The sequence below is a fragment of the Enterobacter sp. JBIWA008 genome (genome assembly GCF_019968765.1).
Lineage (GTDB): Bacteria > Pseudomonadota > Gammaproteobacteria > Enterobacterales > Enterobacteriaceae > Enterobacter.
Genome location: NZ_CP074149.1, coordinates 642,324 through 668,199, shown reverse-complemented (window position 1 = coordinate 668,199; position 25,876 = coordinate 642,324). Strand labels below are relative to the sequence as shown.

28 protein-coding genes are annotated in these 25,876 nt (G+C 58.2%); 26 read left to right on the top strand and 2 right to left on the bottom strand.

Annotated elements, in window-relative coordinates; translation table 11 throughout:
- The first annotated feature begins 304 nt into the window (after positions 1–304).
- From KGP24_RS03200 to KGP24_RS03115, 18 genes are all read left to right on the top strand, one after another.
- Positions 305–1,081: a threonine/serine exporter ThrE family protein gene (locus KGP24_RS03200; protein ID WP_223562348.1), complete on the top strand. Its 777-nt coding sequence runs from the start codon at positions 305–307 to the stop codon at positions 1,079–1,081.
- On the top strand, positions 1,072–1,545 hold the full coding sequence (locus KGP24_RS03195) for a threonine/serine exporter (RefSeq protein WP_223562347.1): 474 nt from the start codon (positions 1,072–1,074) through the stop codon (positions 1,543–1,545). The genes KGP24_RS03200 and KGP24_RS03195 overlap by 10 nt, the downstream gene beginning before the upstream one ends.
- A gap of 67 nt (positions 1,546–1,612) precedes the next feature.
- Positions 1,613–2,254, top strand: coding sequence for a TetR family transcriptional regulator (locus tag KGP24_RS03190; protein ID WP_023310301.1), 642 nt, complete (start codon positions 1,613–1,615; stop codon positions 2,252–2,254).
- Between the two features lie 41 nt (positions 2,255–2,295).
- Entirely contained in the window at positions 2,296–2,748 is a 453-nt protein-coding gene (locus KGP24_RS03185; RefSeq protein WP_023293337.1) for a MarR family transcriptional regulator, read from the top strand.
- 83 nt (positions 2,749–2,831) lie between these two features.
- Complete coding sequence (locus KGP24_RS03180; RefSeq protein WP_023310299.1) at positions 2,832–3,260, top strand: organic hydroperoxide resistance protein; 429 nt, start codon at positions 2,832–2,834, stop codon at positions 3,258–3,260.
- 124 nt (positions 3,261–3,384) lie between these two features.
- Complete coding sequence (dnaT, locus tag KGP24_RS03175; RefSeq protein ID WP_048225551.1) at positions 3,385–3,930, top strand: primosomal protein DnaT; 546 nt, start codon at positions 3,385–3,387, stop codon at positions 3,928–3,930.
- Positions 3,927–4,664, top strand: coding sequence for a DNA replication protein DnaC (gene dnaC, locus KGP24_RS03170; protein WP_223562346.1), 738 nt, complete (start codon positions 3,927–3,929; stop codon positions 4,662–4,664). Before dnaT ends, dnaC begins: the two co-directional genes overlap by 4 nt.
- 83 nt (positions 4,665–4,747) lie before the next feature.
- Positions 4,748–5,230 (top strand): DUF2501 domain-containing protein, encoded by a 483-nt coding sequence (locus tag KGP24_RS03165; RefSeq protein ID WP_121425077.1) that lies wholly within the window; start codon positions 4,748–4,750, stop codon positions 5,228–5,230.
- Positions 5,231–5,499: 269 nt separating this feature from the next.
- Complete coding sequence (opgB, locus tag KGP24_RS03160; protein WP_223562345.1) at positions 5,500–7,791, top strand: phosphatidylglycerol--membrane-oligosaccharide glycerophosphotransferase; 2,292 nt, start codon at positions 5,500–5,502, stop codon at positions 7,789–7,791.
- Positions 7,792–7,971: 180 nt separating this feature from the next.
- Complete coding sequence (locus KGP24_RS03155) at positions 7,972–8,610, top strand: EAL domain-containing protein (RefSeq protein WP_223562344.1); 639 nt, start codon at positions 7,972–7,974, stop codon at positions 8,608–8,610.
- Positions 8,607–9,149 carry a helix-turn-helix transcriptional regulator gene (locus tag KGP24_RS03150; RefSeq protein ID WP_223562343.1) on the top strand — a complete coding sequence of 181 codons (543 nt, stop codon included), beginning with the start codon at positions 8,607–8,609 and terminating at the stop codon, positions 9,147–9,149. The genes KGP24_RS03155 and KGP24_RS03150 overlap by 4 nt, the downstream gene beginning before the upstream one ends.
- Positions 9,150–9,181: 32 nt before the next feature.
- Positions 9,182–9,676, top strand: coding sequence for a spore coat protein U domain-containing protein (locus tag KGP24_RS03145; protein ID WP_223562342.1), 495 nt, complete (start codon positions 9,182–9,184; stop codon positions 9,674–9,676).
- 2 nt (positions 9,677–9,678) lie between these two features.
- Complete coding sequence (locus KGP24_RS03140; RefSeq protein WP_223562341.1) at positions 9,679–10,455, top strand: molecular chaperone; 777 nt, start codon at positions 9,679–9,681, stop codon at positions 10,453–10,455.
- On the top strand, positions 10,376–12,664 hold the full coding sequence (locus KGP24_RS03135) for a fimbria/pilus outer membrane usher protein (RefSeq protein WP_223562340.1): 2,289 nt from the start codon (positions 10,376–10,378) through the stop codon (positions 12,662–12,664). Before KGP24_RS03140 ends, KGP24_RS03135 begins: the two co-directional genes overlap by 80 nt.
- Positions 12,655–13,611: a spore coat U domain-containing protein gene (locus tag KGP24_RS03130; protein WP_223562339.1), complete on the top strand. Its 957-nt coding sequence runs from the start codon at positions 12,655–12,657 to the stop codon at positions 13,609–13,611. The genes KGP24_RS03135 and KGP24_RS03130 overlap by 10 nt, the downstream gene beginning before the upstream one ends.
- A 126-nt stretch (positions 13,612–13,737) precedes the next feature.
- On the top strand, positions 13,738–14,478 hold the full coding sequence (locus tag KGP24_RS03125; RefSeq protein WP_223562338.1) for a winged helix-turn-helix domain-containing protein: 741 nt from the start codon (positions 13,738–13,740) through the stop codon (positions 14,476–14,478).
- A gap of 1 nt (position 14,479) precedes the next feature.
- A complete protein-coding gene (locus KGP24_RS03120; protein ID WP_223562337.1) occupies positions 14,480–14,953 on the top strand; it encodes a hypothetical protein in 474 nt (157 codons plus the stop codon).
- A 29-nt stretch (positions 14,954–14,982) separates the two neighbouring features.
- Positions 14,983–15,492: a GNAT family N-acetyltransferase gene (locus KGP24_RS03115; RefSeq protein ID WP_223562336.1), complete on the top strand. Its 510-nt coding sequence runs from the start codon at positions 14,983–14,985 to the stop codon at positions 15,490–15,492.
- Here the strand turns inward: KGP24_RS03115 and tsr are convergent, their stop codons facing one another.
- Positions 15,493–17,157, bottom strand: coding sequence for a methyl-accepting chemotaxis protein (tsr, locus tag KGP24_RS03110; protein WP_223562335.1), 1,665 nt, complete (start codon positions 17,155–17,157; stop codon positions 15,493–15,495).
- 83 nt (positions 17,158–17,240) lie between these two features.
- Positions 17,241–17,681 carry a homoprotocatechuate degradation operon regulator HpaR gene (hpaR, locus tag KGP24_RS03105; RefSeq protein WP_023334396.1) on the bottom strand — a complete coding sequence of 147 codons (441 nt, stop codon included), beginning with the start codon at positions 17,679–17,681 and terminating at the stop codon, positions 17,241–17,243.
- Positions 17,682–17,952: 271 nt separating this feature from the next.
- Between hpaR and hpaG the strand changes: the two genes are divergently transcribed.
- From hpaG to hpaA, 8 genes are all read left to right on the top strand, one after another.
- A complete protein-coding gene (gene hpaG, locus KGP24_RS03100; RefSeq protein WP_223562334.1) occupies positions 17,953–19,230 on the top strand; it encodes a 4-hydroxyphenylacetate degradation bifunctional isomerase/decarboxylase in 1,278 nt (425 codons plus the stop codon).
- Positions 19,227–20,693 carry a 5-carboxymethyl-2-hydroxymuconate semialdehyde dehydrogenase gene (gene hpaE, locus KGP24_RS03095; protein WP_223562333.1) on the top strand — a complete coding sequence of 489 codons (1,467 nt, stop codon included), beginning with the start codon at positions 19,227–19,229 and terminating at the stop codon, positions 20,691–20,693. The genes hpaG and hpaE overlap by 4 nt, the downstream gene beginning before the upstream one ends.
- A gap of 2 nt (positions 20,694–20,695) precedes the next feature.
- Complete coding sequence (hpaD, locus tag KGP24_RS03090) at positions 20,696–21,547, top strand: 3,4-dihydroxyphenylacetate 2,3-dioxygenase (protein WP_223562332.1); 852 nt, start codon at positions 20,696–20,698, stop codon at positions 21,545–21,547.
- A gap of 9 nt (positions 21,548–21,556) precedes the next feature.
- Entirely contained in the window at positions 21,557–21,937 is a 381-nt protein-coding gene (locus KGP24_RS03085) for a 5-carboxymethyl-2-hydroxymuconate Delta-isomerase (RefSeq protein WP_223562331.1), read from the top strand.
- A gap of 66 nt (positions 21,938–22,003) precedes the next feature.
- Complete coding sequence (hpaH, locus tag KGP24_RS03080) at positions 22,004–22,807, top strand: 2-oxo-hept-4-ene-1,7-dioate hydratase (protein WP_223562330.1); 804 nt, start codon at positions 22,004–22,006, stop codon at positions 22,805–22,807.
- A 9-nt stretch (positions 22,808–22,816) separates the two neighbouring features.
- Positions 22,817–23,614: a 4-hydroxy-2-oxoheptanedioate aldolase gene (gene hpaI / locus KGP24_RS03075; protein WP_223562329.1), complete on the top strand. Its 798-nt coding sequence runs from the start codon at positions 22,817–22,819 to the stop codon at positions 23,612–23,614.
- A 21-nt stretch (positions 23,615–23,635) separates the two neighbouring features.
- Positions 23,636–24,988, top strand: coding sequence for a 4-hydroxyphenylacetate permease (gene hpaX / locus KGP24_RS03070; protein ID WP_214577104.1), 1,353 nt, complete (start codon positions 23,636–23,638; stop codon positions 24,986–24,988).
- Positions 24,960–25,850 (top strand): 4-hydroxyphenylacetate catabolism regulatory protein HpaA, encoded by an 891-nt coding sequence (gene hpaA / locus KGP24_RS03065; protein ID WP_223562328.1) that lies wholly within the window; start codon positions 24,960–24,962, stop codon positions 25,848–25,850. The genes hpaX and hpaA overlap by 29 nt, the downstream gene beginning before the upstream one ends.
- The last annotated feature ends 26 nt before the right edge of the window (positions 25,851–25,876 follow it).

Genomic DNA, 25,876 nt, shown 5'->3' with positions numbered 1-25,876 from the left:
AGATGTATTCTTAGTTTAAGAAATGCCTAAACAGCAGTAATATCTCACAAAGCGAAATTAAATTTAATTGCAGTGTCATTAAAATAACTACAATATAAAATTAGAATAACTAAATATAAATAACTTATCTTTTAATATTAATGATTCACCAAAATGATGAATTAATCCCATCCCCTTATGCGCTCATAGGCAGCAACTCTTTGCATAAACCTTGATCTGGCCCACAGCAAGAGGCACTGCACTTTGTGCTAAAAGTAATCGCTATGGGTCAACCGGTAACTTTCCACCGTCTTCAGGACAATACATGCAGGCAGATCGGTCAACGCAGCGTGCTATCACGCGGCTATGTATTCAGTGCGGTCTTTTTCTGCTCCAGCACGGCGCGGAAAGCGCGCTGGTTGAGGAGCTTTCCACCCGCCTGGGACTGGCGCTGGGTATGGATAGCGTTGAAAGCGCTATTTCATCCAACGCCATCGTGCTAACCACGATCAAAGACGGTCAGTGCCTGACCTCCACCCGCAAAAACCATGACCGCGGCATTAACATGCACGTCGTGACCGAAGTGCAGCACATCGTCATCCTTGCTGAACATAAGCTTCTCGATCTTCGGGAGATTGAAAAACGGTTCAGCCAAATTAAGCCATTACGTTATCCGCGCTGGCTTGTCGTGTTGATGGTAGGGCTGTCGTGCGCCTGCTTTTGTAAGCTTAATAAGGGCGGCTGGGACGGTGCGATCGTCACCTTTTTCGCCAGCAGCATCGCCATGTATGTTCGCCAGCTGCTGACGCACAGACAGCTGCATCCGCAAATTAATTTCTGCATTACCGCGTTTGTCGCCACCACGGTTTCCGGCCTGCTGTTGCGCCTGCCGCAGTTTGCCACTACCCCTACGATTGCCATGGCCGCCAGCGTGCTGCTGCTGGTTCCGGGCTTCCCATTGATCAACGCCGTCGCCGACATGTTTAAAGGTCACATCAATACCGGTCTGGCACGCTGGGCTATTGCCAGCCTTCTGACGCTTGCGACCTGCATCGGCGTGGTCATGGCCATGACGCTCTGGGGGTTACGCGGATGGGCGTGATCGATTTTCTGATGGCGCTGGCGCAGGACATGCTTCTGGCCGCCATTCCTGCCGTCGGCTTTGCGATGGTATTTAACGTTCCGCAACGTGCGCTGCCGTGGTGTGCACTACTGGGCGCGATTGGCCATGGCTCGCGCATGGTGATGATGACCGCGGGTTTTAACATCGAATGGTCAACATTTATGGCTTCCATGGTAGTTGGCAGTATCGGCATCCAGTGGTCGCGCTGGTATCTGGCGCATCCCAAAGTGTTCACCGTCGCCGCCGTTATCCCGATGTTCCCGGGCATATCTGCGTATACGGCGATGATTTCCGCGGTGAAAATCAGTCATTTTGGCTACACCGAGCCTCAGATGATCCTCCTCCTGAGCAACTTTCTTAAGGCATCGTCCATCGTCGGCGCGCTGTCCATCGGGCTGTCTATCCCCGGGCTGTGGCTGTACCGTAAACGCCCTCGCGTTTGATATTTGTGTTATTTCGCTGCCGTGGAGATAATCTTTCTGATCCATTTGGTGAAAATAAGGAAAGGATGTGGCTAACCCCGGCAGCGAACACCCCGAGCACAGTGAAGAATCCAGCCTGAAAGAGAAAATTTTTCAGAGCGCTATAGCGCTTTTTGCCGAATATGGATTGAACGGTGCACGCATGGAGCAGATCGCGGAGAAAGCGGGCACCACCAAACGCATGGTGGTTTACCATTTTAAGAACAAAGAGAATCTCTATCTCCTGGTACTGGAACATGTTTACACCCAGATCCGCGCCAGTGAAAAAGCGCTAAGCCTGGCGGGAATGCCCCCCGTCGAAGCGCTGGTCAACCTGGTTGAAGCCACCTTTGACTATCATGCAGACCATCCAGACTACATCCGGATTATCTGCATGGAAAACATGCAGCGCGGCCGCTTCATGCAGCAGTCGAGCTATCTTCGCCAGGTCAACCGCAGCGCGCTCGACCTGCTGGAGGGCATCCTGCACCGGGGCAAAGAAAAACAACTCTTCAGCCAGACGGTTGACGCCCGCGATCTTCACCGCCTGATAAGCAGCTTCAGCTTTCACTACGTTGCCAACAGCTACACCTTCACGCTCCTGTTTGAAGACGGTGCGGACGAACAGGCTCAGCGCCAGCACTACCGCAAAATGGCCGTTCAGGTAGCGCTCCGCTACACCTGCCCATAAAATTGCTTGCAATTAAATCGTGCGCTATCTATATTCATTTCATGAACGCTAAAACGAACGACGCAACCGCTGCGCTCAAGCTGGATAACCAGCTCTGCTTTGCCCTCTATTCGGCAAATCTGGCGCTTAATAAGCTGTACCGGCAGCTGCTGGCACCGCTGAACCTGACTTACCCGCAATACCTGGTGATGCTGGTGCTGTGGGAGCAGGATGATATGACGGTGTCGGACATCGGCGAACGGCTGTTTCTGGACTCAGCGACCCTGACGCCGCTGTTGAAGCGGCTGGAAAGTGCCGGGTTAATCAACCGTCACCGTTCCCGCAAAGACGAACGTCAGGTTGCCGTCACCCTGAGCGAAGCAGGACGTGAACTGCAGCAGCAGGCATTGGGAATTCCCCATGCGGTGGGTTGCGCAGCGCAGTGTGATACCGATACTTTGCTGGCACTCAAACAGCAGCTCGAACTTTTGCGCCAACAGCTACACCGCGCGTAAAGCTATACTTTACGCGTGATAATCACCCATATATATCGCACGCTATTTAATAGCATACATTAAAGCAAGATGAGGAACCTGCCATGTCTTTAGAAAAAGTTGTTTATACCGCCAAAGCAAAAGCAACCGGTGGCCGTGACGGTCGCGCGACCTCTTCCGATGGCGTACTGGACGTAAAACTGGGCGTGCCAAAAGAGATGGGCGGCATGGGTGGAGAAGTGACTAACCCTGAACAGCTGTTTGCTGCGGGCTACTCTGCATGCTTCCTGGGCGCGATGAAGTTCGTGGCCGCACGCGACAAGTTTACCCTGCCAAAAGATGCCTTTATTGAAGGCGAAGTGGGTATTGGCCCGCTGCCAACCGGCTTTGGTATCGAAGCAAAACTGAACATCCACGTTGAGGGAATGGATCCCGCGGAAGCCAAAAAGCTGGTCGATGCGGCGCACATTGTTTGCCCATACTCTAACGCGACCCGCGGCAACATCGACGTGACCCTGAATATCATCGCGTAACCGTTTCTGACCCTCTCTCTGTGGGAGAGGGTCAGAACCCCACACTTTCCTCCTCCATCCTTTCCCCCTCTCTGTGCTACCATAAGCCCATATCTCGCCCGTAGTAATCAGTAGAGTAAGCGTTATGTCCTCCAGAATCCTGACCACCAGCATTGCTGGCATTGATGCCTTTATGCGCGACCCACGCGGTGTGTTGACCCACGCCGAAGGCGGCACGGTTGCAGTTTTTGCCGACAACGCTCCGGCGTTTTACGCAATTACACCGGAACGCCTGGCACAGCTTCTGGAGATCGAAGCGCAGCTGTCGCGCCCGGCGAGCGATGTCACGCTGGACAACCAGTTCTTTGATGAACCGGTTAATGTCCCCGTGACCGTTCCGATGGGAAAATTTGCCCTGTACGCGGGCTGGCAACCGGATGCGGATTTTCAGCGGCAGGCCGCGCTATGGGGCATTGCGCTAACCCAGCCGGCCACCGCGGAAGAGCTCGCCGCTTTTACCGCCTGGTGGCAGGCGGAAGGTAAAGTCTTCACCCATATTCAGTGGCAGCAAAAGCTCGCGCGTCATCTTCAAATCACCCGCGCCGGCAACAATGGGCAGCCAAAACGCGATATCAACGCGTTTTCAGAACCGGATAAACAGATCCCCAGCGGATTCCGAGGTGCGAAATGAAGAACGTCGGCGACCTGATGAAACGTCTGCAAAAAATGATGCCTGCCAATGTGAAGCCCGCGTTCACCACGGGTGAAGAGCTACTGGCCTGGCAAAAAGAGCAAGGAGAGATCCGTGCCGCCGCGCTCGCCCGGGAAAACCGGGCCATGAAAATGCAGCGCACCTTTAACCGTTCCGGTATCCGTCCCCTGCACCAGAACTGCTCGTTCGATAACTATAAAATCGAAACCAACGGGCAGATGAACGCCCTTGCCGCCGCCCGTCAGTACGTAAATGAATTCGACGGCAATATCGCCAGCTTCATCTTTAGCGGCAAGCCGGGCACCGGAAAAAACCACCTTGCAGCCGCTATCTGCAACGAGCTGCTTCTGCGGGGTAAATCGGTTCTTATCATCACCGTGGCCGATATCATGTCCGCGATGAAAGACACCTTCAGCAACCGCGAAACCAGCGAAGAACAGCTGCTTAACGATCTGAGCAATGTCGACCTACTGGTCATCGACGAGATTGGCGTTCAGACCGAATCCCGCTATGAAAAAGTGATCATCAACCAGATAGTCGATCGCCGCTCCTCGTCCAAGCGCCCCACCGGCATGCTGACGAACCACAATATCGACGAGATGACCCGCCTGTTGGGGGAACGCGTTATGGACCGCATGAAGCTGGGTAACAGTCTTTATGTCATCTTCGACTGGGAAAGTTACCGCAGCCGCGTTACCGGCAAAGAGTATTAAGACAGTTCCAGAAATCGCCGACAGGTCCCAGGTATATACTGGTACCCCTTCGGCCCAAAACGGACCTTTTTGAGAGAGCCATGATGAAAAAACAGATTCTAATCAGCACCTTTTTAGGCGCGCTGCTGGTGACCGGCGCAGCGCAAGCGGCGTCCTGGCAGGAGTCTCTGTCAAGCGCAGCAAATGAGCTGACCAAAGAGAGCAGCAGCTCTCAGGGTGGACTCTCCGCCTCTTCCCTCACCAGCCTGCTGGGCAACAGCTCTCAGAGCCTTAGCGCGGGCACGATGAACAACGCGGCGGGGATTCTGGAATATTGCGCGAAGCAAAAGCTGGCCTCCGTGACCGACGCGCAAAACGTGAAAAATCAGGTACTGGGTAAACTGGGCCTGGATACCCAGGAGCAAAAAGCGGACACCAACTATATGGACGGCATTCAGGGCCTGCTTAACGCGCAAAACGGGCAGCAGCTTAACCTGAGCACCCTCGGCAACTCTTCTCTGGCAAAACAGGTGAAAACCAAAGCCTGCGATCTGGTGCTGAAACAAGGCGTTAATTTCCTCTCCTGATCCATCCCATTTTTGCCACAACACGCCGCGTTTAATGCGATAGTCTTGCAACGCGGCGCTAAATGAGCGTTTTTCCTGGTTGCCATCGCCTCAGCGTCCGTTTGTCAGGATGCGACCTTCTTCATAAAAACGATTTTCTAAACCAAATCCTAACAACAGCACACTTTCGTGACACTAAAATTGCAGCTTAACGACATCGCAATTACATTGTATGACCCAAAAAATAAACAGTTAGCCAGCGAAGCACCTGGCGTCATGAGGATATGCTGTTGTCAGAATTCATGTCTCTTATCCTTTTTCTGGCTTCTGTCGGCGTCTATGCCTGCAAAGCCGGCCGCAACACCTGGTGGTTTATCGCCACGCTGGTGGTACTCGGCATTTTTATTATTTTAAACATTACCCTTTACGCCAGCGACTACTTTACCGGTGACGGTATTAACGATGCCGTGCTCTACACCCTGACGAACAGCCTGACGGGCGCGGGTGTGGGCAAGTACATTCTTCCGGGGCTCGGCCTTATCGTCGCGCTGGTGACAATTTTTGGCGCGCTGGCCTGGGTGTTGCGTCGACGTCGCCATCATCCGCATCATCATGGCTACAGCCTGCTGGCGCTATTCCTGGCGCTGGCCTCCGTCGACGCCAGCCCGGCGTTCCATCAGATAACCGAGCTGGTGAAATCCCAGTCCCGCGACGGCGATCCTGATTTCGTGGCTTACTACAAAGAACCGTCGAAAACGATCGCCAACCCGAAACTCAACCTGGTTTACATCTACGGTGAAAGCCTGGAACGCACGTACTTTGATAACGATGCCTTCCCGAACCTGACGCCGGACCTGGGCGCGCTGAAAAACGAAGGTCTCGACTTCAGCCACACCATGCAGTTGCCGGGTACGGATTATACGATTGCCGGGATGGTTGCCTCCCAGTGCGGTATCCCGCTGTTCGCGCCTTTTGAGGGTAACGCCTCGGCCTCCATGTCGACGTTCTTCCCACAGAATATTTGCCTCGGCGACATCCTGAAAAACTCCGGCTACGAAAACTATTTTGTGCAGGGAGCAAACCTGCGCTTTGCCGGAAAAGACGTGTTCCTGAAATCCCACGGTTTTGACCACCTGTATGGCTCAGAAGAGTTAAAAACGACGGTTGCCGATCCGAGCTACCGTAACGACTGGGGTTTCTATGACGATACGGTACTCGACGAAACCTGGAAAAAATTCGAGGAGCTTTCCCGCGCGGGCAAGCGTTTCTCCCTTTTTGCGCTGACGGTGGACACCCACCATCCGGACGGGTTCGTTTCGCGCAGCTGCAAACGCAGAAGCTATGACGTAGACGGCAAAAACAACAAGTCTTTCAGTGCCGTTACCTGCAGCCAGGAGCACATTGCCGCGCTGGTCGAGAAAATCAAAGCCTCGCCCTGGTTTAAAAACACCGTCATCGTCGTGTCGTCTGACCATCTGGCGATGAAAAACAGCGCCTGGGATCGGCTCAACAAGCAGGATCGCAGCAATCTGTTCTTCGTCCTGCGCGGCGACCAGCCGCAGCAGGAGGTCATCGCCACCAAACGTAACTCCATGGATAACGGCGCAACCGTGCTGGACATTCTGGGCGGCGACAACTTTATTGGCCTTGGGCGCAGCACGCTGTCGGGGCAATCCCTGTCGGAAGTCTTCCTCAACATGAAGGAAAAAATCCTCGCCTGGAAGCCAGACATTATCCGCCTGTGGAACTTCCCGAAAGAAATGAAGGACTTCAACGTCGATCGGGATAAAAACACGATTGCCTTCTCGGGCAGCAGCTTCCGTCTGCCGCTGCTGGTGCGGGTGTCGCAGGGGCGCGTCGAGCCGCTGCCGGAAAGCGAATATTCCGCGCCGCTGCGCTATCAGCTGGCCGATTTTGCGCCACGCGATAATTTCGTCTGGGTCGACAGGTGTTACAAAATGGGCCAGCTCTGGTCGCAGCCGCTGGCGCTTTCTACCGACTGGTGCGTCTCTCAGGGCCAGCTCGGCGGGGAGCAAATCGTACAGCACGTGGATAAAGCCCAGTGGAAAGGCAAAACCGCGTTCAACGATACGGTGATTGATACCGCGCGCTATCAGCGTAACGTCGACATGCTGAAAATCAGCGATAACGATATTCGCTACAAAGCGGACAGCTTTATCTTTAACGTGGCCGGCGCGCCGGAAGAAGTGAAGCAGTTTAGCGGCATCTCGCGCCCGGAGTCCTGGGGACGCTGGTCAAACGCGCAGCTGGGCAACGAAGTGAAAATTGAGTATACCCATCCCCTGCCGGAACAGTTCGACCTGGTGATCACCGCCAGAGCGTATGGCCCCAACGCTAACAAGCCCGTCCCCGTGCGCGTGGGCGATCGGGAGCAGACGCTGACGCTCGGGAACGACGTGAGCACGCACACGCTGCACTTTGAGAACCCATCGCGCAGCAATACCCTGGTGATCGTGCCGCCGGACCCGCAGTCCACCAATGAAGGGAATATTCTCGGCCATTCACCGCGCGAGCTCGGGATCGGCATGGTCGAAATCAAAATCGTCAACAAAGCGGGTTAAGACGCGTCGCGCCCGGCGTTCTGCCGGGCGCTTATGAAAATAAATAATCCTATAATATTCTTATAAATTAGATAAAAACACTTTATATCAGCCATTTTTATCTATAAATATCCCGCCAAAATCCAGATCCGTAAAATTCCAAGCTCCTGAAATCACCACGGAGCGTTACGCACGTTTATCATGCTAACCGGCTATAAGTTCGAATCCATCCGGGCACTGCGCAGTGAAAATGTGGTTGCCTGGGAGGTATTGTCTACGGCAAAGCCCCACGTCAATCTTGAAGATTACTTTGGCTCGATGCCCGCGACGCAGCTTAAAGCGTACTTCTTTGCGCAGCTTCGTCATGCCATGTTTTGCAAGGATGGCGACAAGTATTATCTCAATGCGACATCGGATTTACTGCTGGAAACGGACTTCCTCGACAGGATAAAAGAAGAGACACCCTGCCCGGAGAGACTTGCTATCGAGATCACCGATCTCCATACGATGGTCCAACTCGAGGATACGCAAAGCCGGGCGCTGCGGAAATGCATCGCGACGCTCCATCAGTGGGGGATAGAAGTGTGGGCAGACGATGTCTGCGAAGACCTTCTTCCCGATATTCTAACCAGCCAGATACGCTTCTGCGGCATCAAAATTGACAAACATACCTTCTGGAACGGACGGAGCGAGCAGGCAAAGTTTCTGCATCTCACCCGCCAGTGCAAGCGCGTCGCCAGCAAGGTGCTGATCGAAGGCATCGAAACCGCGGGTGATTTCGCGCTGGCCCGCGCCAGCGCGGCCGATTACGGCCAGGGCTATCTGTGGGGTAGAAAATGACCCCTTTCATTCCGAATGCTGGTTATCAGGTTATCGTTCTGAGCGGGAATACGTTTTTATGGCTTGGCCTCACTTCGATGATCTCGACGGCCGTTACCCCTCGCCCGGAGATGTATTGGATCCATGACGTTAATCCGGAAGGGCTTTTGCACCTGCAGGAACGGCTGCTCAATACGCACGCCGGAGAGAACTGGCTGGTATTTACGGATGCCGCGCGGGTCTGCGACGTTCACGCATGCCTGCGCAACGAGCGGGTCCGAGTGGTCGCGGACAACCTCTCATTTGCGCAGCTAAGCCACTGTTTTAGCGACACGACATTCACCTTCGAAAACGCCGCCACGCTCTCGCATCAGGAGAGGCGGGTTTGCATGTTGCTCCATAAGGGATTCAGTCCGGTTCGCATCGCAAAAATCATGAATAAGTCCCCTAAAACGATCTACACCCACAAGCGTAACGCGATGAACAAATTTTGCTGCCACAGCCTGGCGGAATTCCATCGCAAACTCTGCCTGCTGGACGCTCAGTCATTCGCTTTGTAATTGCACTGTTACTCACGTCAGGAAATAAGATCATGAAAATTATTCCCACCATTATATGTTGTTCCGTTCTCCTGCTTCCTGCTGCGGCGATCGCCGCAGACAGTACCGCAAGCGCGACGATGCACGTATCACTTGAAGTCGTGAAGTCGTGCACCCTCAAAGCCAACGACCTCAACTTCTCGCGTCACGGCTCCGATGAGTCGAGCGAAATCCAGGCCAAAACGCAGGTCGATATCGTTTGTACCAACGGCACGCCATTCACCCTCACAGCCACCAGCAACGACGGCGAAAACGGTACCTTCTGGCTGAAGCCGGAAAACGGCGAAACGGGCGCGCAGAAGATTGCGTGGAAACTCTTTGCCGACGAAGGCAAACAGACGCAAATCACCAGCAGGAATGGCCTGGACGATACCGGCAACGGTGCGGAACAGGAGGAAACGCTGTATGGCGTCATTGACGCCGGGGCGCTGACAACCGCCCAGGCAGGTGCCTACAGCGACGATATTACGTTAAAACTGGAGTACTGAACGTGCGTCGCTACCTTCCCTGCTTCATTCTGTGGCTCATGATGCTGGCGCTGCTGTCGCGCTACGCGCTGGCCGCCACGCTTCAGGTGGCCCCGGTAACGCTCGACCTGCAGAGCGACCAGCGGGCAGCGGCGGTCTATCTCACTAACAGTGGGAAAGCGGCTATCCATGCGCAGATTCGGGTGTACGAATGGACGCAAAAAAACGGTAAAGATGTTCTGGTGGCCACCGATGAGGTGGTCAGCAGCCCGGCGATGACATCACTGGCGCCGGGCCAGCAGCAGCTGGTGCGCATTATCGTCATGCAGCCTGGCATCCGTGCACAGGAGCAAAGTTACCGACTGGTCATCGACGAACTGCCGGACGCCACGTCCCGTGCCGCCAATCCCAACGCGGTGCACTTCCTGCTGCGCTACTCGATTCCGGTGTTTATTGCCGGGAACCAGAACGCGCCCGTCAGCCACGATGCCCTGAGCTGTGAGCAGGCAGAAATGCCGGCCACCCTCCGCTGCTTTAACGCCGGAAACCGCCACATCCGCCTTAGCCACCTTGAGGCCCTGACGGCCGATGGGCAGGTTGTAGGGTCGATAAAAGGCCTGGCGGGCTATGTGCTCCCGGGACAAACCGCCCTTTTACCGCTTAAGCAGGCTTCACGGCACGCGCTCAGCACGCTGCGCGTCTATCTCAATGATGACCACCATGCCAGCCAGATACCCCTGCGCCCGCTCGCTTCTCGCGCTCCTGTTTTGGCTACCGCTCATGCTGTCAGCCCGGACTGAACCCGCCGACACCGTACAATGGCTGGCCATTACCGTGAACCACGCTCCGCGAGGCGAGCTCTGGGCCTGCCGGGTGGTGGATAATGCGCTATGGATAAGCCGCAGCGACATGAAAAAGCTGGGGCTTCACGCCCCGGGCGATCGCGCAGAGTGGGTTGAGCTGACCTCCCTGCCGGGCCTGAAGGTCAATTTCGACGTGCTGTCCCAGCAGGTGTCGATTACCGCAGAGGCAGACGCGCTCGAGGGCCAGCAGCATCTGACCGTATCAAGGCCCACGCCGATGTACCGCTATCCTGATGCGCAGCCCGTCAACGCCTATACGCTCGGATACGCGCTCTACGCCAGCGACGTGCAGGGGAAGCGCCAGCTTAACGCCCAGACCATGCTGACCGCGTCCGGTGGGCTACCCGGAACGTTCAGCAGCAGTTTTTCAAGCCATGTCGGGGAGGAAAACAGCGCAGGTCGGCCTACCCACACCCGTCTCGAAACCCGCTGGCAGTGGGACAACACCGACTCGCTGACCACGCTGGCGCTGGGCGACAGCGTCACCACCGGCACCGGCTGGAGCCGACAGGTGCGCTTTGGCGGGCTGCACTGGGCACGTAACTTTGAGCTCAATCCCCAGCTCAATACCGAACCGCGCAGCCGCTACAGCGACACGGCCGTGCTGCCTTCCACGGTCGATCTGTATATCGACGGCCTTAAGCAGAGCAGCCAGCGCGTCACGCCGGGAGACTTTCTGCTGGATACCCTGCCCTCCTTCACCGGAAGCGGACAGGCGGAGGTGGTCATTACCGATATCAACGGTCAGCGTCGCGCCGTACAGCTCGATCTCTACGGCGCGCCGGGCATGCTGGCGGAAGGGCTCAGCAGCGGCTCGCTGGACATCGGCTGGATGCGGGAAAACTACGCCCAGCACTCCGACGACTATGCCGACTCGCCTCTGCTGGACGCGGGCTGGCGCTATGGGGTGAATAATCACCTGACGCTGGCGCTGCACACGGAACAGCAGCGCAGGCTGCACAACGTGGGCACGGGCGCTGACTGGCTGGTCTCTCCCGCCGTGGGGGTGCTCAGCCAGCACGTTGCCGTGAGCGACAGCCCTTACGGGCAGGGCGTTCAGTGGGGCCTTGGCTGGCAGTGGAACGGCAGAGGAACGGGCATTTCTGCCAGCACCGTCCGTACCGGGGCTGGATTCGCCGACAACGCCCGCATGAGCGGTGCCGTGCCCGTCAGACGCAGCGACAGCGTTTGGGTAAGCCAGTCCGTCCCCCACTTCGGAACCGTGGGCGCGGGCTGGGTACAGCAGAACATTCAGGGCAATACACAGCGTTACCTCAACGCCTCCTGGTCGCTGTCGCTGCCAGCACACATCTCCACCACGCTGAGCTATACCCGCTCGTTTACGGATTCATCCAGTCACGTTCAGCTGCTGCTTTCCGTCCCATTGGGTCGCGAGGACACGCTCTCCGCTCAGGCCAGCCGGGATACGCCGCGCATGGATTACCGCCACCAGCCGGACGATGAGGCCGGCGGCTGGTCATGGGAGCTGGGCCAGGGCTTTGGCGAACGACGTGAAAGATATGCGGACGTCGGCTACCTGGGCCGAGCGGGCGAATGGCACGTTGGGCTGCAGCAAGGTGCCAGCCAGGGCAACCAGTACGCCTCCGCCGAAGGCAGCCTGACGCTGCTGGACGGCAGCCTGTACCCGCTGCGCTACATCCAGCAGGGCATGGCGCTGGTGTCCACGCACGGCATTGGGCACGTACCGGTAATGCTGGAAAACCGCCCGGCCGGTGAAACGGATGAAGACGGTTATCTCCTGCTGACCGACCTGCCGCGCTACCACAACAGCAAAGTCAGCATTAACCCGCTCGATCTGCCTGCCGATGTGATCGCCCCTGTAACCGACATGCATGCCAGACCGGGCAACAGCAGCGCGGTAAAAGTCGATTTTAACGTCCATCACGCCGTCACGGTTCAGGCCCGACTGGTCGACAGCCGCCGCAGGCCGCTCCCGCTGGGCAGCGTCGTGTCAACGCCGCAGGGTGCCACTATCGTAGGACGCGACGGCTTTATCTGGCTTGAAGATCCGCCCCTGCCCGGTGAACTGGTGGTGAAGACCGATGAGGGGGAGTGCCGGGTCACGCTTCCGGCGCCCCGTACCGCGTCATCTATACAGAATATCGGAGAACAACTGTGTCATTAAGAGCGCCGTTATTATTGTTGCTCGTCCTGTCCGTGAAGGCGATGGCGGCCGCCTGCTGGATAACCTCCGCGCCCGCCATTAACTTTGGCAACGTCGTGGCGGGCAATACCACCTCCGTCAACACCGAGGTAAAATTTAGCTGCCAGGCCGACAACGAGGGCAGAACGGAATATATCAATGTCTGCCTGAGCAGCGTAGACGCCCCGCCCTTTGAGATGATCTCGCCGGGGGACCAGGAGGGGAAACAGTACACCCTCCTCTTCCGCCTGCTTAACGGCGCAGCGCGCTCTCAGGAGCTGGGGCCGGCCAGCAGCGGGAACCTGATTCAGCAAACCCTCGCCGCGGAAAGCAATGCCAACGTCAGCGGTACCTTTCCGCTTATCGCCACCATTCCGGCAGGGCAAAGCCAGCTTCCGGCCTACCACTATTACAATTACAACATGAATCTGCGCATCGCCTGGCACAGCGCCATGCGTCAGGATGCGCTGCAAAACTGCTCGGACGGTTCAGCAGAGGGGGAGCAGGTGCAGGGCGGCACCAACGCGCAGGCCGAAATCAGCCAGGGATGCTACATCGAGCGCGTAACCCCGCTTAACTTCGGCACCCTGACCAGCGCCGCAACCCTGCGCCCGACGCGATCCACCGCCACCGTCACCACGCGCTGTCCGGCCGGAATCGCGTTCACCCTTGCCATGGGCAAAGGCAACCATGCCAGCGGTAATCAGCGGCAGCTCTGCAACAGCGAGGGCCAGTGCCTGCGCTACGGGCTCTGGCAGGATGAGGCGGCCACGCATCGCTGGGGGGATCAAAGCAGCGGCGATGCGCTGCAGGTCACCAACCCTGCAGGCGGCACCCAGAAGTACACCGTTTACGGCGAGGTCCCGGCACAGCCGCTAACCGGTACCGGGGAATTTATTGATGACGTGATTATCACGCTGACTTATTAAACTACCCAAAATCCTGTCTGGATCAATGTTATCGGTAACAGTGGCGTTAAAATAGCCAGCAGTGCTGCCCGGAAGGCGTAAGCCTTCTCTTTTTATTCGTTATCTCTGTTTTTATTACAACGACTTATGAAATACCTGCTTGCTGACGCCATCGTCTATAACGACGAGGACGGTTCTGTTTCTCTTACCAATGCGCCGGATGAAGATGCGCAGCTCCTCACCTGTACGGCCAATACCATCATGAGGCTGCTGGTTCAGCATCATGGGAACGTGGTCGAACGGGAAACCTTTCTTCAGGAAGTCTGGGATCGGCGAGGGCTCCAGGGGTCTAATAACTCCTTAAACCAGTACATCAGCATTCTGCGCAAGATGCTGTCGACCCTGCTTCCCGACGAGCACTTTATCGTTACCGTACCGAAAACAGGCTTTATGCTCAGCGCGGACGTCACGGTCACTCCGCTGGAGGAGGCCCCACCGACCGCAGAAACGGCGAAACCGGCATGGCGCGTTCGCCCGGAATGGCTGTTCTGCGGCGCGCTCACGCTGGTCGTCGTTGCGCTATGCATCTGGATCGCGCTCATCAAGCCAGAAAACCCGCAGCGGGAGATCCATCTGCTGACGCATATCGGCACCTGCCCGGTCTATACCTTTACGCCGCTGGCGGACGTGTTTCACGGGAAGGCGATTACGCTGGCGCAAACGCTTCAGAAGGACGGCCATCTTCCGTGCCTGAAAAATTCGATTTTCTACATGCACATTCAGAGAACGCTTTTCTACGGCCACGAAGGGCGGCTGGTGCTCTCCCAGTGTTCCCTCACGCAGGGTAAAGCCAGCGCCTGTCGTACGCTTTACTATTACGAGTGGTGATATGAAACACAAAAAAGTTTGGCTAATCCTGATCCTCAACCTGCTGCTGCTGGGCGCTGTGCTGGCGTGGTACTTTCACACGCCCCCGCTGTCGGTGGCATGCGAAGGAAACCTGACGTTCACCGACCAGCGCGACAGCCACAATTTCACCTTTGACGGTGAGGTCATTATGCGCTTTCACCCTGACAACACGGGGTACATCACGGTTAACGGCAGCGTGGTGAATGCCCCGCGCAGCTGGGAGGTTTCCCGCCAGGAGATGTTTAAATGGCGTCACGTGGAGGGCGAACTGTATGAAATTGTCATTCAAAAAGTGGAGCGTTTTAGCCACGATGCCATGCCGCCAGGAGTCTTTGAAAAGTACGTCGCGGGCCTGACGCTGGGCAATAAAAGGCTCCTGACGATAGAGCGCACGCCGGAAGACGCGCTGGTGATAAGCAATTTTTACTCGCCGGTGCTGATCTGCTCGGAATAATGTCGACGGGTCAGGCTATACTTGCCGCCATGACTATTCGCATTCGCCCCACCACCCTCAGCGACGTTACCGCCCTGCCCGCCATTGAACGCGCGGCGGCCGGGCGCTTCCGCGATATCCCGGAGCTCGCCTGGCTTGCCGACGGCGAGGTCATTTCCGCTGAGCAGCACCTTGAGTATACCGAACGTGGGCTAAGCTGGCTGGCGCTGGCGAACGGCCAGCCCGTCGGGTTTATCCTTGCCGAAGCCCATCCGTCATCACTGTTTATTGTCGAGCTCTCGGTTGATCTGGACTGGCAGGGAAAAGGAACAGGCAGGCAGCTTATCGCCTGCCTGGCAGACCATGCCCGCAAAAAGGGGCTGACATCGCTGACGTTGACGACGTTCAGGGACGTACCGTGGAATGCGCCGTTCTATGCGCGGCTGGGGTTTGAACGCGTAACTGAACTCACGCCTGAACTGCGTCAGAAAAGGGAAGAAGAGGCAGCGCACGGCTTAGCGTATGAAGCACGCTGCGCCATGCGCCTGCCACTTATTTAATTAAAACGTTTCCCAGTTATCGCCTGAATCGGCAGTCGCGGTTTTACGCGCCATCACCGGCGTGGAAACCGCTTTAGCCGCAGCGAATTCGCGCGCTTTCATCTGCTCCTGCTGAATGCGGAACACCGCCACGGCCTGGGTCAGACGGCTTGCCTGCTCTTCCAGTGCCGCTGCAGCCGCGGCAGACTCTTCCACCAGCGAGGCGTTCTGCTGGGTCACGCGATCCATCTCCGCGACCGCCAGGCCGACCTGGTCAATGCCGCGGCTCTGCTCATCAGAGGCAGAGGCGATTTCGCCCATGATGTCCGTCACGCGGGTCACCGCATTCACAATCTCACCCATGGTTTCACCGGCGCTTTCTACCAGCGTTGAACCCACTTCCACGCGGCCCACGGAGTCTTCAATCAGGCTCTTGATTTCACGAGCTGCCTGGGCGCTGCGCTGGGCCAGATTACGTACTTCACCTGCCACCACCGCAAAACCACGGCCCTGCTCGCCCGCACGCGCCGCTTCTACCGCCGCGTTCAGTGCCAGAATGTTGGTCTGGAAGGCAATACCGTCGATCACGCTGATAATATCGGCAATTTTCTGCGAACTGCCCGCGATATCGCGCATGGTCTGGACCACGTTATCCACCACTTTACCGCCTTTCTGCGCGGTTTCAGAGGCGCTCAGCGCAAGATGGCTAGCCTGACGAGCGTTTTCGGCGTTCTGCTTAACGGTTGCCGTCAGCTGCTCCATGCTGGCAGCGGTCTCTTCCAGGGAAGCGGCCTGCTGTTCAGTACGGGAGGAGAGGTCGTTATTGCCCATCGCGATTTCGCTCGCGCCGCTGTAGATAGCGTTCGCGCCGTTACGCACGTCGCCGACGGTACGCACCAGCTCGCCCTGCATATGGCGCAGCGAGTCGGCCAGTTCACCCATCTCGTTGGTGCCCTGAACCTCAATGCGCTTCACCAGGTCGCCGCTGGCGATATGGCGAATGTTGTCGATCAGACGATTCAGCGGAGAGATCAGCGTCTGCTTGATGTTGAGCCAGACGGCCACGATCACCACCAGCACGGCAATCAGGACGCTGATCAGCACCCAGATAGCCTGAGCGTAAGAGCTGTTACTGTCTTTGACCGCCGTTTCGTACAGCTTGTCGTTCTGCTGCAGGTAGCTCACGTACTGCTTCTCAAAACCGTCCTGATAGCTCTGGGTCGGCTGGTCGAAGAAGGCGTTGATTTTGCCTGCCCCCAGCAGCTGAATCAGCTCCGCCAGCGCGCCGTGGTAAATATCATAGTTACGCTTGATCTCCATGGCATCCGCATCGCTTTGACGCGGATCGCGCGGCAGGGCTTCGTAGGCAGCCCAGTTTTTTTCCGCCTGTTTCAGAGACGTAGACGCGATTTGCATCAAATCGTTAACGGTCGCGCCGCTGCCGATATTGCTCTGATCCATCATGTAGCGGATACCCGCACGGTTCAGGGTATTACGGGTTTGCAGCAACGCGACCCAGCTGGCGTTCAGCGTGGATTGTTGCTGGCGAATGGTTTGAAGGACGGTGAAATTCTCTTTGTCATTCTTAAGAGCATTAAAGAAAAGACCACCGGATGTGAGTTGTAAAAGGCCAAATATAGCTAAAACCAGCATTAAGCTGGTGACAATCTTGATACGGTTTAACATGTTTTCTCTTTCCTCAGACAGATACAGAATTTTCGGCCTGGAAAGGGAAAACTTTACGAAAATCATCCTGGAATTTGTGGTTTTTACTCTTCTTCCCGCGCTGCGTTATGCCGGTTTCCGAGTTCAATAAACTCTTCCAGCAGCGCAGTCAGCTGCTTCATCTTCTCCGGCGTATATTCCGCCTCGATCTGCTGATACGCCTCTTCGACCTGCGCCTGGGCGTGTTCATACAGCGCATTCCCCTCTTTGGTCAGCGATACGTACAGCTTGCGCTGGTCGTTCACCGGCTTTAAGCGCAGCACCAGGCCGTCGCGCTCCATCCGCGTCAGAATGCCCGTCAGGCTCGGGCGCAGGATGCAGGTGCGAAACGCCAGATCGTGAAAATCCATCGACGGATGTTCAGCCAGCACGCGCACAATGCGCCACTGCTGCTCGGTCAGGTTATGGCGCTTCACGATCGGTCGGAAGTACGACATCGCCGCTTCCCGCGCCTGCAGCAGCGCAATGGTTAATGAATCATGCATAGCCTCTCCCCTTGACATCATTAACAAGTAAACAATCACTAAAAGATGTTTTTATAAACAACACGTTTTCCGTCAAAAAGTCTAACAGAAACCCGTCAATTTTATTAAGCATATGATTTAATTATTAATAAAATCCAATATGTAAATTTATTGTTATTCCCATCACAAATATTTCACTTCTGATTGCGAAATAAACAGCAAAAGCATAAAACCAGATCATTAACATATTAATGAAATCACAACCCGGACCACCGGGGTGAGGAGTATATGAATGAAAGGTACCGTTTTTGCCGTCGCCCTCAACCATCAAAGCCAGCGGGAAGCCTGGCGTGAGGCCTTTGAAAAAGCTCCCTACAACACGCCGCCGAAAACGGCGGTGTGGTTTATCAAACCGCATAACACGGTGATTCGCACGGGCGAGCCGATCCCCTTCCCGCAGGGGGAAACGGTGCTGAGCGGTGCGACGGTGGCGCTGGTGGTGGGCAAAACCGCCAGCAGGGTGCGCGCGGAGGACGCCGCGGAGTTCATCGCCGGATATGCGCTCGCCAACGAGGTGAGCCTGCCGGAAGAGAGCTTCTACCGCCCGGCCATCAAGGCCAAATGCCGGGACGGATTTTGCCCGCTCGGCGAACTTGTCGCCGCTGATAACGTGGATAACCTGACCATCATCACCGAGATCAACGGCCGCGAAGCGGACCACTGGAACACGGCCGATCTTCAGCGTAACGCCGCCGAACTGCTGAGCGCCCTGAGCGAGTTTGCCACCCTCAATCCCGGCGATGCGATCCTGCTCGGCACCCCGCAAAGCCGCGTTGAGATCCGCCCGGGCGATCGGGTGCGTATTCTGGCAGAAGGTTTTCCGCCGCTGGAAAACCCGGTGGTGAATGAACGCGACGTCCCTGTCGTTCAGAGCACGCCACCGCACGCCACGCTGTTTGCCCTCGGCCTGAACTATGCCGATCACGCCAGCGAGCTGGACTTCAAGCCGCCCACCGAGCCGCTGGTATTTATCAAAGCGCCGAACACCTTCAACGGCGACGGCCAGACGTCGGTGCGACCAAACAATATCGAATACATGCATTACGAAGCGGAGCTGGTGGTGGTCATCGGCAAAACCGCGCGTAAGGTCAGTGAAGCCGAGGCGATGGACTATGTTGCGGGCTATACGGTCTGCAACGACTACGCCATCCGCGACTACCTGGAAAACTACTACCGCCCGAATCTGCGGGTCAAAAGCCGCGACGGGCTGACGCCCATTTCCCCCCACATCGTGCCGAAAGCGGCGATTCCCGACCCGCACAACCTTGCCCTGCGCACCTTCGTCAACGGCGAGCTGCGCCAGGAAGGCACCACGGCGGATCTGATCTTCAGCATCCCGTACCTGATTGCGTACCTGAGCGATTTTATGACCCTCCAGCCGGGCGACATGATTGCCACCGGCACGCCGAAAGGGCTGTCCGACGTGGTGCCGGGCGATGAGGTAGTGGTGGAAGTAGAAGGCGTGGGGCGCCTGGTGAACCGGATTGTCAGCGAGGAGACTGCAAAATGAAAAAGATTAACCACTGGATCAACGGTAAAAACGTCGCGGGCAGCGACTACTTCCACACCACCAATCCGGCCTCCGGCGAGGTGCTGGCAGAAGTCGCCTCCGGCGGTGAAGCTGAAATTCACCAGGCCGTCGCCGCCGCCAGGGAGGCGTTCCCGAAGTGGGCGAACCTGCCGATGAAGGAGCGCGCGCGCCTGATGCGTCGTCTGGGCGATCTTATCGACCAGAACGTGCCCGAGATCGCCGCCATGGAAACTGCCGACACCGGCCTGCCGATCCACCAGACCAAAAACGTGCTGATCCCGCGCGCCTCGCACAACTTCGAGTTCTTCGCCGAGGTGTGCCAGCAAATGAACGGCAAAACCTACCCGGTCGACGACAAGATGCTCAACTACACCCTGGTGCAGCCGGTGGGCGTCTGCGCGCTGGTATCGCCGTGGAACGTGCCGTTTATGACCGCCACCTGGAAGGTTGCGCCGTGCCTGGCACTCGGAAACACCGCGGTGCTGAAGATGTCTGAACTCTCCCCGCTGACCGCTGACCGCCTGGGCGAGCTGGCGCTGGAGGCGGGCATTCCGGCGGGCGTGCTGAACGTGGTGCAGGGCTACGGCGCGACGGCAGGCGACGCGCTGGTGCGCCATCACGACGTGCGCGCCGTCTCCTTCACCGGCGGCACAGCCACCGGTCGCAACATCATGAAAAACGCCGGGCTGAAGAAATACTCCATGGAGCTGGGCGGCAAATCCCCGGTGCTGATTTTTGAAGATGCCGACATCGAGCGCGCGCTGGACGCCGCCCTGTTCACCATCTTCTCGATCAACGGCGAGCGCTGCACCGCGGGCTCGCGCATCTTTATCCAGCAGAGCATCTACCCGGAATTCGTCAAGCGCTTTGCCGAGCGCGCCAACCGCCTGCGCGTGGGTGACCCGACCGATCCGAACACCCAGATTGGCGCACTCATCAGCAAGCAGCACTGGGAGAAGGTCTCCGGCTATATCCGCCTCGGCATTGAAGAGGGCGCAACCCTGCTGGCGGGCGGGCCGGACAAACCGACCGATCTGCCTGCGCACCTGAAGGACGGCAACTTCCTGCGCCCGACCGTGCTGGCGGACGTCGACAACCGCATGCGCGTGGCGCAGGAGGAGATCTTCGGGCCGGTGGCCTGCCTGCTGCCGTTTAAGGACGAAGCGGAAGGCCTGCGCCTGGCGAACGACGTGGAGTACGGCCTGGCGTCGTACATCTGGACCCAGGACGTCAGCAAGGTGCTGCGCCTGGCGCGCAGCATCGAGGCGGGCATGGTGTTCGTCAACACCCAGAACGTGCGCGACCTGCGCCAGCCGTTTGGCGGCGTCAAGGCCTCCGGCACCGGCCGCGAGGGCGGCGAGTACAGCTTCGAGGTGTTCGCGGAGATGAAGAACGTCTGCATCTCAATGGGCGACCATCCGATTCCAAAATGGGGGATCTGACCATGGGTAAATTAGCGTTAGCGGCAAAAATCACCCACGTGCCGTCGATGTACCTCTCGGAGCTGCCGGGGAAAAACCACGGCTGCCGCCAGGGCGCCATCGAAGGACACAAAGAAATTAGCAAGCGCTGCCGGGAGCTGGGCGTGGACACCATCATCGTGTTCGACACCCACTGGCTGGTAAACAGCGCGTATCACATCAACTGTGCGGACCACTTTGCGGGCGTCTACACCAGCAACGAGCTGCCGCACTTTATCCGCGACATGACCTACGACTACGACGGCAACCCTGAGCTGGGCCAGCTTATCGCCGACGAGGCGGTGAAGCTCGGCGTGCGCGCCAAAGCGCACAACATCCCGAGCCTCAAGCTGGAGTACGGCACGCTGGTGCCGATGCGCTACATGAACGCGGATAAGCACTTCAAAGTGGTCTCCATCTCGGCGTTCTGCACGGTTCACGACTTCGCCGACAGCCGCCGCCTGGGCGAGGCCATCGTCAGCGCTATCGAAAAATACGACGGCACCGTGGCGGTGCTCGCCAGCGGCTCGCTGTCGCACCGCTTTATCGACGACCAGCGCGCGGAGGAAGGGATGAACAGCTACACCCGCGAGTTCGACCGTCAGATGGACGAGCGCGTGGTGAAGCTATGGCGCGAGGGCCAGTTTAAGGAGTTTTGCAGCATGCTGCCGGAGTACGCCGACTACTGTTACGGCGAGGGCAACATGCACGACACGGTGATGCTGCTGGGCATGCTCGGCTGGGACAAATACGACGGCAAGGTGGAGTTCCTCACCGAGCTGTTCGCCAGCTCCGGCACCGGCCAGGTTAACGCCGTTTTCCCGCTTCCCGCGTAAGGAGCCACCATGCCGCACTTTATTGCTGAATGTACCGACAACATCCGCGAGCAGGCCGACCTGCCGGGGCTGTTCGCCAAAGTGAACGAGGCGCTCGCCGCCACGGGCATCTTCCCGCTCGGCGGTATCCGCAGCCGCGCCCACTGGCTGGATACCTGGCAGATGGCCGACGGCAGGCACGATTACGCCTTTGTGCATATGACGCTGAAGATTGGTGCCGGGCGCAGTCTGGAAAGCCGGGAAGCCGTGGGGGAGATGCTGTTTGCGCTGATCAAAACGCACTTCGCGGAGCTGATGGCGAGCCGCTATCTGGCGCTGTCGTTCGAGCTCGACGAGCTGCATCCGACGCTCAATTACAAACAAAACAACGTGCACGCATTGTTTAAGTAATACCGCGCGGTCTGTCCCCTCTCCCACAGGGAGAGGGGGAAAACAAATATAAAACAGGATATCGCCATGCTCGACAAACACACCCACACCCTGATCGCCCACCGCCTGCATCAGGCGGAGCAGTCCCGGGAGCAGATCCGCCAGATCTCGCTGGACTACCCGACGATCACCATCGACGACGCCTACGCCGTCCAGCGCGAATGGGTCAGCCTGAAGATCGCCGAAGGCCGCGTGCTGAAGGGCCACAAGATCGGCCTTACCTCGAAAGCGATGCAGGCCAGCTCGCAGATCGGCGAGCCGGACTACGGTGCGCTGCTGGACGACATGTTCTTCCACGACGGCAGCGACATTCCCGTCGATCGCTTCATCGTCCCGCGCATCGAAGTAGAGCTGGCCTTCGTGCTGGCGAAACCGCTGCGCGGCCCGAACTGCACGATCTTCGACGTCTACAACGCCACGGATTACGTCATCCCCGCGCTTGAGCTGATCGACGCCCGCTGCCACAACGTCGACCCGGACACCCAGCGCCCGCGCAAGGTGTTCGACACCATCTCCGATAACGCCGCCAACGCGGGCGTCATCCTCGGCGGCCGTCCGATTAAGCCCGACGAGCTGGACCTGCGCTGGATCTCCGCCCTGCTCTACCGCAACGGCGTGATCGAAGAGACCGGCGTGGCCGCTGGCGTGTTGAACCACCCGGCGAACGGCGTGGCGTGGCTGGCGAACAAGCTTGCGCCGTACGACGTGCAGCTTGAGCCCGGCCAGATCGTTCTCGGCGGCTCCTTTACCCGCCCGGTGCCCGCCAGCAGAGGCGACACCTTCCACGTCGACTACGGCAACATGGGCTCCATCAGCTGCCGCTTTGTTTAGGAGAGGACCATGCAAAACGCATTCAAAGCGGCGCTGCAGGCGGGCCGTCCGCAAATCGGCTTATGGCTGGGGCTCACCAGCAGCTACAGCGCCGAGCTGCTGGCCGGGGCAGGCTTCGACTGGCTGCTGATCGACGGCGAGCACGCGCCGAACAGCGTGCAGACCGTGTTAACCCAGCTGCAGGCCATCGCGCCTTATCCCAGCCAGCCGGTGGTCCGCCCGTCGTGGAACGACCCGGTGCAGATCAAACAGCTGCTGGACGTGGGTGCGCAAACCCTGCTGGTGCCGATGGTGCAAAACGCCGACGAAGCGCGGCTGGCGGTGCGTTCCACCCGCTATCCGCCCGCGGGCATTCGCGGCGTCGGCAGCGCCCTGGCGCGCGCCTCGCGCTGGAACCGCATTCCGGATTATCTGCAGCATGCCAACGACGCCATGTGCGTGCTGGTGCAGATCGAAACCCGCGAGGCGCTGAAAAACCTGCCGCAGATCCTGGACGTGGAAGGGGTCGACGGCGTGTTTATCGGCCCGGCGGATCTGAGCGCCGACATGGGCTTTGCCGGCAACCCGCAGCACCCGGAAGTGCAGGCCGCCATCGAGCAGGCGATCGCGCAGATCCGTGCGGCCGATAAAGCCCCCGGCATCCTGATGGCCAACGAGGCGCTGGCGAAACGCTACCTCGAGCTTGGCGCGCTATTTGTCGCCGTCGGCGTCGACACCACCCTGCTCGCCCGAGGCGCGGAGGCGCTGGCGGCTCGTTTTATCGAACAACCGGTTACGTCAGTTAATAACAATAAATCCGTCTACTAAACGTAAGATCTGGAGCGCACCATGACGACCTCAACCCTGCAAGCTCATGATAATAAAGCTGTTGAACATCGCGCCATTAACAAGCTGTTCCGACGCCTGATCGTCTTTCTCTTTATCCTGTTTGTCTTTTCGTTTCTCGATCGCATCAACATCGGCTTTGCCGGGCTGACGATGGGCAAAGATCTGGGCCTCACGTCGACCATGTTTGGCCTGGCCGCGACGCTGTTTTACGTCACCTACGTGCTGTGCGGCATCCCGAGCAACATCATGCTGGCGAAGATCGGCGCGCGGCGCTGGATCGCCGGGATCATGGTGGTGTGGGGCATCGCCTCCACCTGCACCATGTTCGCCACCAGCCCTGAAACGCTCTACGTCCTGCGCATGCTGGTGGGCATTGCCGAAGCCGGCTTCCTGCCGGGGATCCTGGTCTATCTCACCTGGTGGTTTCCGGCGTATCACCGCGCCCGCGCCAACGCGCTGTTTATGATCGCCATGCCGGTGACCATGATGCTCGGCTCGATCCTCTCCGGGTACATTCTGGCGATGGACGGGCTGTGGAACCTGAAGGGCTGGCAGTGGCTGTTCCTGCTGGAAGGGCTGCCGTCGGTAGTGCTCGGCGTGGTGACCTGGTTTTACCTCAACGACACGCCGGATCAGGCCACCTGGCTGGACGACGACGAAAAGCAGGCGCTAAAAACGATGATCGCCCGCGAGCAGGAGGTCGCCATTGCCCAATCCGTCACGCCGCGATCGACGCTGCGCGAAGTGCTGACCCCGGCGGTGCTGCTCTACACGCTGGCCTACTTCTGCCTGACCAACACGCTCAGTGCCATCAACATCTGGACGCCGCAGATCCTGCAAAGCTTCAACACGGGGAGCAGCAATATCGTCATCGGCCTGCTGGCGGCGATCCCGCAGTTTTGTACCATCCTCGGGATGATCTGGTGGAGCCGCCGCTCCGACAGGCTGAAAGAGCGAAAAAAGCACACCATCCTGCCGTACCTGTTCGCCGCGGCGGGATGGATGCTGGCCTCCGCGACGGATCACAGCCTGATCCAGCTGCTTGGCATCATCATGGCCTCAACCGGATCCTTTACCGCCATGGCGATATTCTGGACCACGCCGGATCGGGTTATTAGCCTGCAGTCCCGCGCGGTGGCGCTGGCGGTGATCAACGCCATCGGCAACGTCGGATCCGCCGTCAGCCCGCTGCTGATTGGGATCCTGCGCGACGCGACCGGCAGCTTCAGCTCGGGGCTGTGGTTTGTGGCCGGGCTGCTGGTGGTCGGCGCGCTGGTGCTGACGCGCATCCCGATGACGCAGCGGGATCAACAGAGGAACGATCATGTGCCAGAGCCCTATCGCCAACATTGACATCAGCAAGGAGTACGACGAAAGTCTGGGCACCGACGATGTGCACTACCAGTCGTTCGCCCGCATGGCGGCCTTTTTTGGCCGCGACATGCAGGCGCATCGTCACGACCAGTATTTCCAGATGCACTTTCTCGATACCGGACAGATTGAACTCCAGCTCGACGATCACCGCTACTCGGTGCAGGCCCCGCTGTTCGTCCTCACGCCGCCGTCGGTGCCGCACGCGTTTATCACCGAATCCGACAGCGACGGGCACGTGCTGACGGTGCGCGAGGATCTGATCTGGCCGCTGCTGGAGGTGCTCTACCCCGGCACGCGAGAAGCGTTTGGCCTGCCTGGGATCTGCCTGTCGCTTGCCGACAGGCCGGACGAGCTGGCGGCGCTGAAGCACTACTGGCAGCTGATTGCCCGGGAATCCACGGAGCAGCTGCCCGGGCGCGAGCACACCCTGGTTCTGCTGGCGCAGGCGGTGTTTACCCTGCTGCTGCGCAACGCGAAGCTCGACGACCACGCTTCAGGCGGCATGCGCGGCGAGCTGAAGCTGTTCCAGCGCTTTACCCAGCTGATTGACGTTCATTACCATGAGCACTGGACGGTGCCGGAATACGCCAGCGAGCTGCACCTGACCGAATCCCGCCTGACCGACATCTGCCGCCGCTTCGCCAACCGCCCGCCGAAGCGGCTGATCTTCGACCGCCAGCTGCGGGAAGCCAGGCGGCTGCTGCTGTTTTCCGACAGTACAGTGAGCGAAATTGCCTGGCTGCTGGGGTTTAAAGATCCGGCCTATTTTGCCCGCTTTTTTAACCGTTTAGTGGGGTGCTCGCCAAGCGCGTATCGGGCGCAGAAAGTACCGGTTTCCTGAACGCATCACGGTTCGTAGGGCGGGTA

Coding starts and splice junctions, on each gene's coding strand:
- KGP24_RS03200 (WP_223562348.1), top strand. CDS start 305: ATGCAGGCAGATCGGTCAACGCAGCGTGCTATCACGCGGCTATGTATT.
- KGP24_RS03195 (WP_223562347.1), top strand. CDS start 1,072: ATGGGCGTGATCGATTTTCTGATGGCGCTGGCGCAGGACATGCTTCTG.
- KGP24_RS03185 (WP_023293337.1), top strand. CDS start 2,296: ATGAACGCTAAAACGAACGACGCAACCGCTGCGCTCAAGCTGGATAAC.
- KGP24_RS03180 (WP_023310299.1), top strand. CDS start 2,832: ATGTCTTTAGAAAAAGTTGTTTATACCGCCAAAGCAAAAGCAACCGGT.
- dnaT (WP_048225551.1), top strand. CDS start 3,385: ATGTCCTCCAGAATCCTGACCACCAGCATTGCTGGCATTGATGCCTTT.
- dnaC (WP_223562346.1), top strand. CDS start 3,927: ATGAAGAACGTCGGCGACCTGATGAAACGTCTGCAAAAAATGATGCCT.
- KGP24_RS03165 (WP_121425077.1), top strand. CDS start 4,748: ATGAAAAAACAGATTCTAATCAGCACCTTTTTAGGCGCGCTGCTGGTG.
- KGP24_RS03155 (WP_223562344.1), top strand. CDS start 7,972: ATGCTAACCGGCTATAAGTTCGAATCCATCCGGGCACTGCGCAGTGAA.
- KGP24_RS03150 (WP_223562343.1), top strand. CDS start 8,607: ATGACCCCTTTCATTCCGAATGCTGGTTATCAGGTTATCGTTCTGAGC.
- KGP24_RS03145 (WP_223562342.1), top strand. CDS start 9,182: ATGAAAATTATTCCCACCATTATATGTTGTTCCGTTCTCCTGCTTCCT.
- KGP24_RS03135 (WP_223562340.1), top strand. CDS start 10,376: ATGCCAGCCAGATACCCCTGCGCCCGCTCGCTTCTCGCGCTCCTGTTT.
- KGP24_RS03125 (WP_223562338.1), top strand. CDS start 13,738: ATGAAATACCTGCTTGCTGACGCCATCGTCTATAACGACGAGGACGGT.
- KGP24_RS03120 (WP_223562337.1), top strand. CDS start 14,480: ATGAAACACAAAAAAGTTTGGCTAATCCTGATCCTCAACCTGCTGCTG.
- KGP24_RS03115 (WP_223562336.1), top strand. CDS start 14,983: ATGACTATTCGCATTCGCCCCACCACCCTCAGCGACGTTACCGCCCTG.
- tsr (WP_223562335.1), bottom strand. CDS start 17,157: ATGTTAAACCGTATCAAGATTGTCACCAGCTTAATGCTGGTTTTAGCT.
- hpaR (WP_023334396.1), bottom strand. CDS start 17,681: ATGCATGATTCATTAACCATTGCGCTGCTGCAGGCGCGGGAAGCGGCG.
- hpaG (WP_223562334.1), top strand. CDS start 17,953: ATGAAAGGTACCGTTTTTGCCGTCGCCCTCAACCATCAAAGCCAGCGG.
- hpaE (WP_223562333.1), top strand. CDS start 19,227: ATGAAAAAGATTAACCACTGGATCAACGGTAAAAACGTCGCGGGCAGC.
- hpaD (WP_223562332.1), top strand. CDS start 20,696: ATGGGTAAATTAGCGTTAGCGGCAAAAATCACCCACGTGCCGTCGATG.
- KGP24_RS03085 (WP_223562331.1), top strand. CDS start 21,557: ATGCCGCACTTTATTGCTGAATGTACCGACAACATCCGCGAGCAGGCC.
- hpaH (WP_223562330.1), top strand. CDS start 22,004: ATGCTCGACAAACACACCCACACCCTGATCGCCCACCGCCTGCATCAG.
- hpaI (WP_223562329.1), top strand. CDS start 22,817: ATGCAAAACGCATTCAAAGCGGCGCTGCAGGCGGGCCGTCCGCAAATC.
- hpaX (WP_214577104.1), top strand. CDS start 23,636: ATGACGACCTCAACCCTGCAAGCTCATGATAATAAAGCTGTTGAACAT.
- hpaA (WP_223562328.1), top strand. CDS start 24,960: ATGTGCCAGAGCCCTATCGCCAACATTGACATCAGCAAGGAGTACGAC.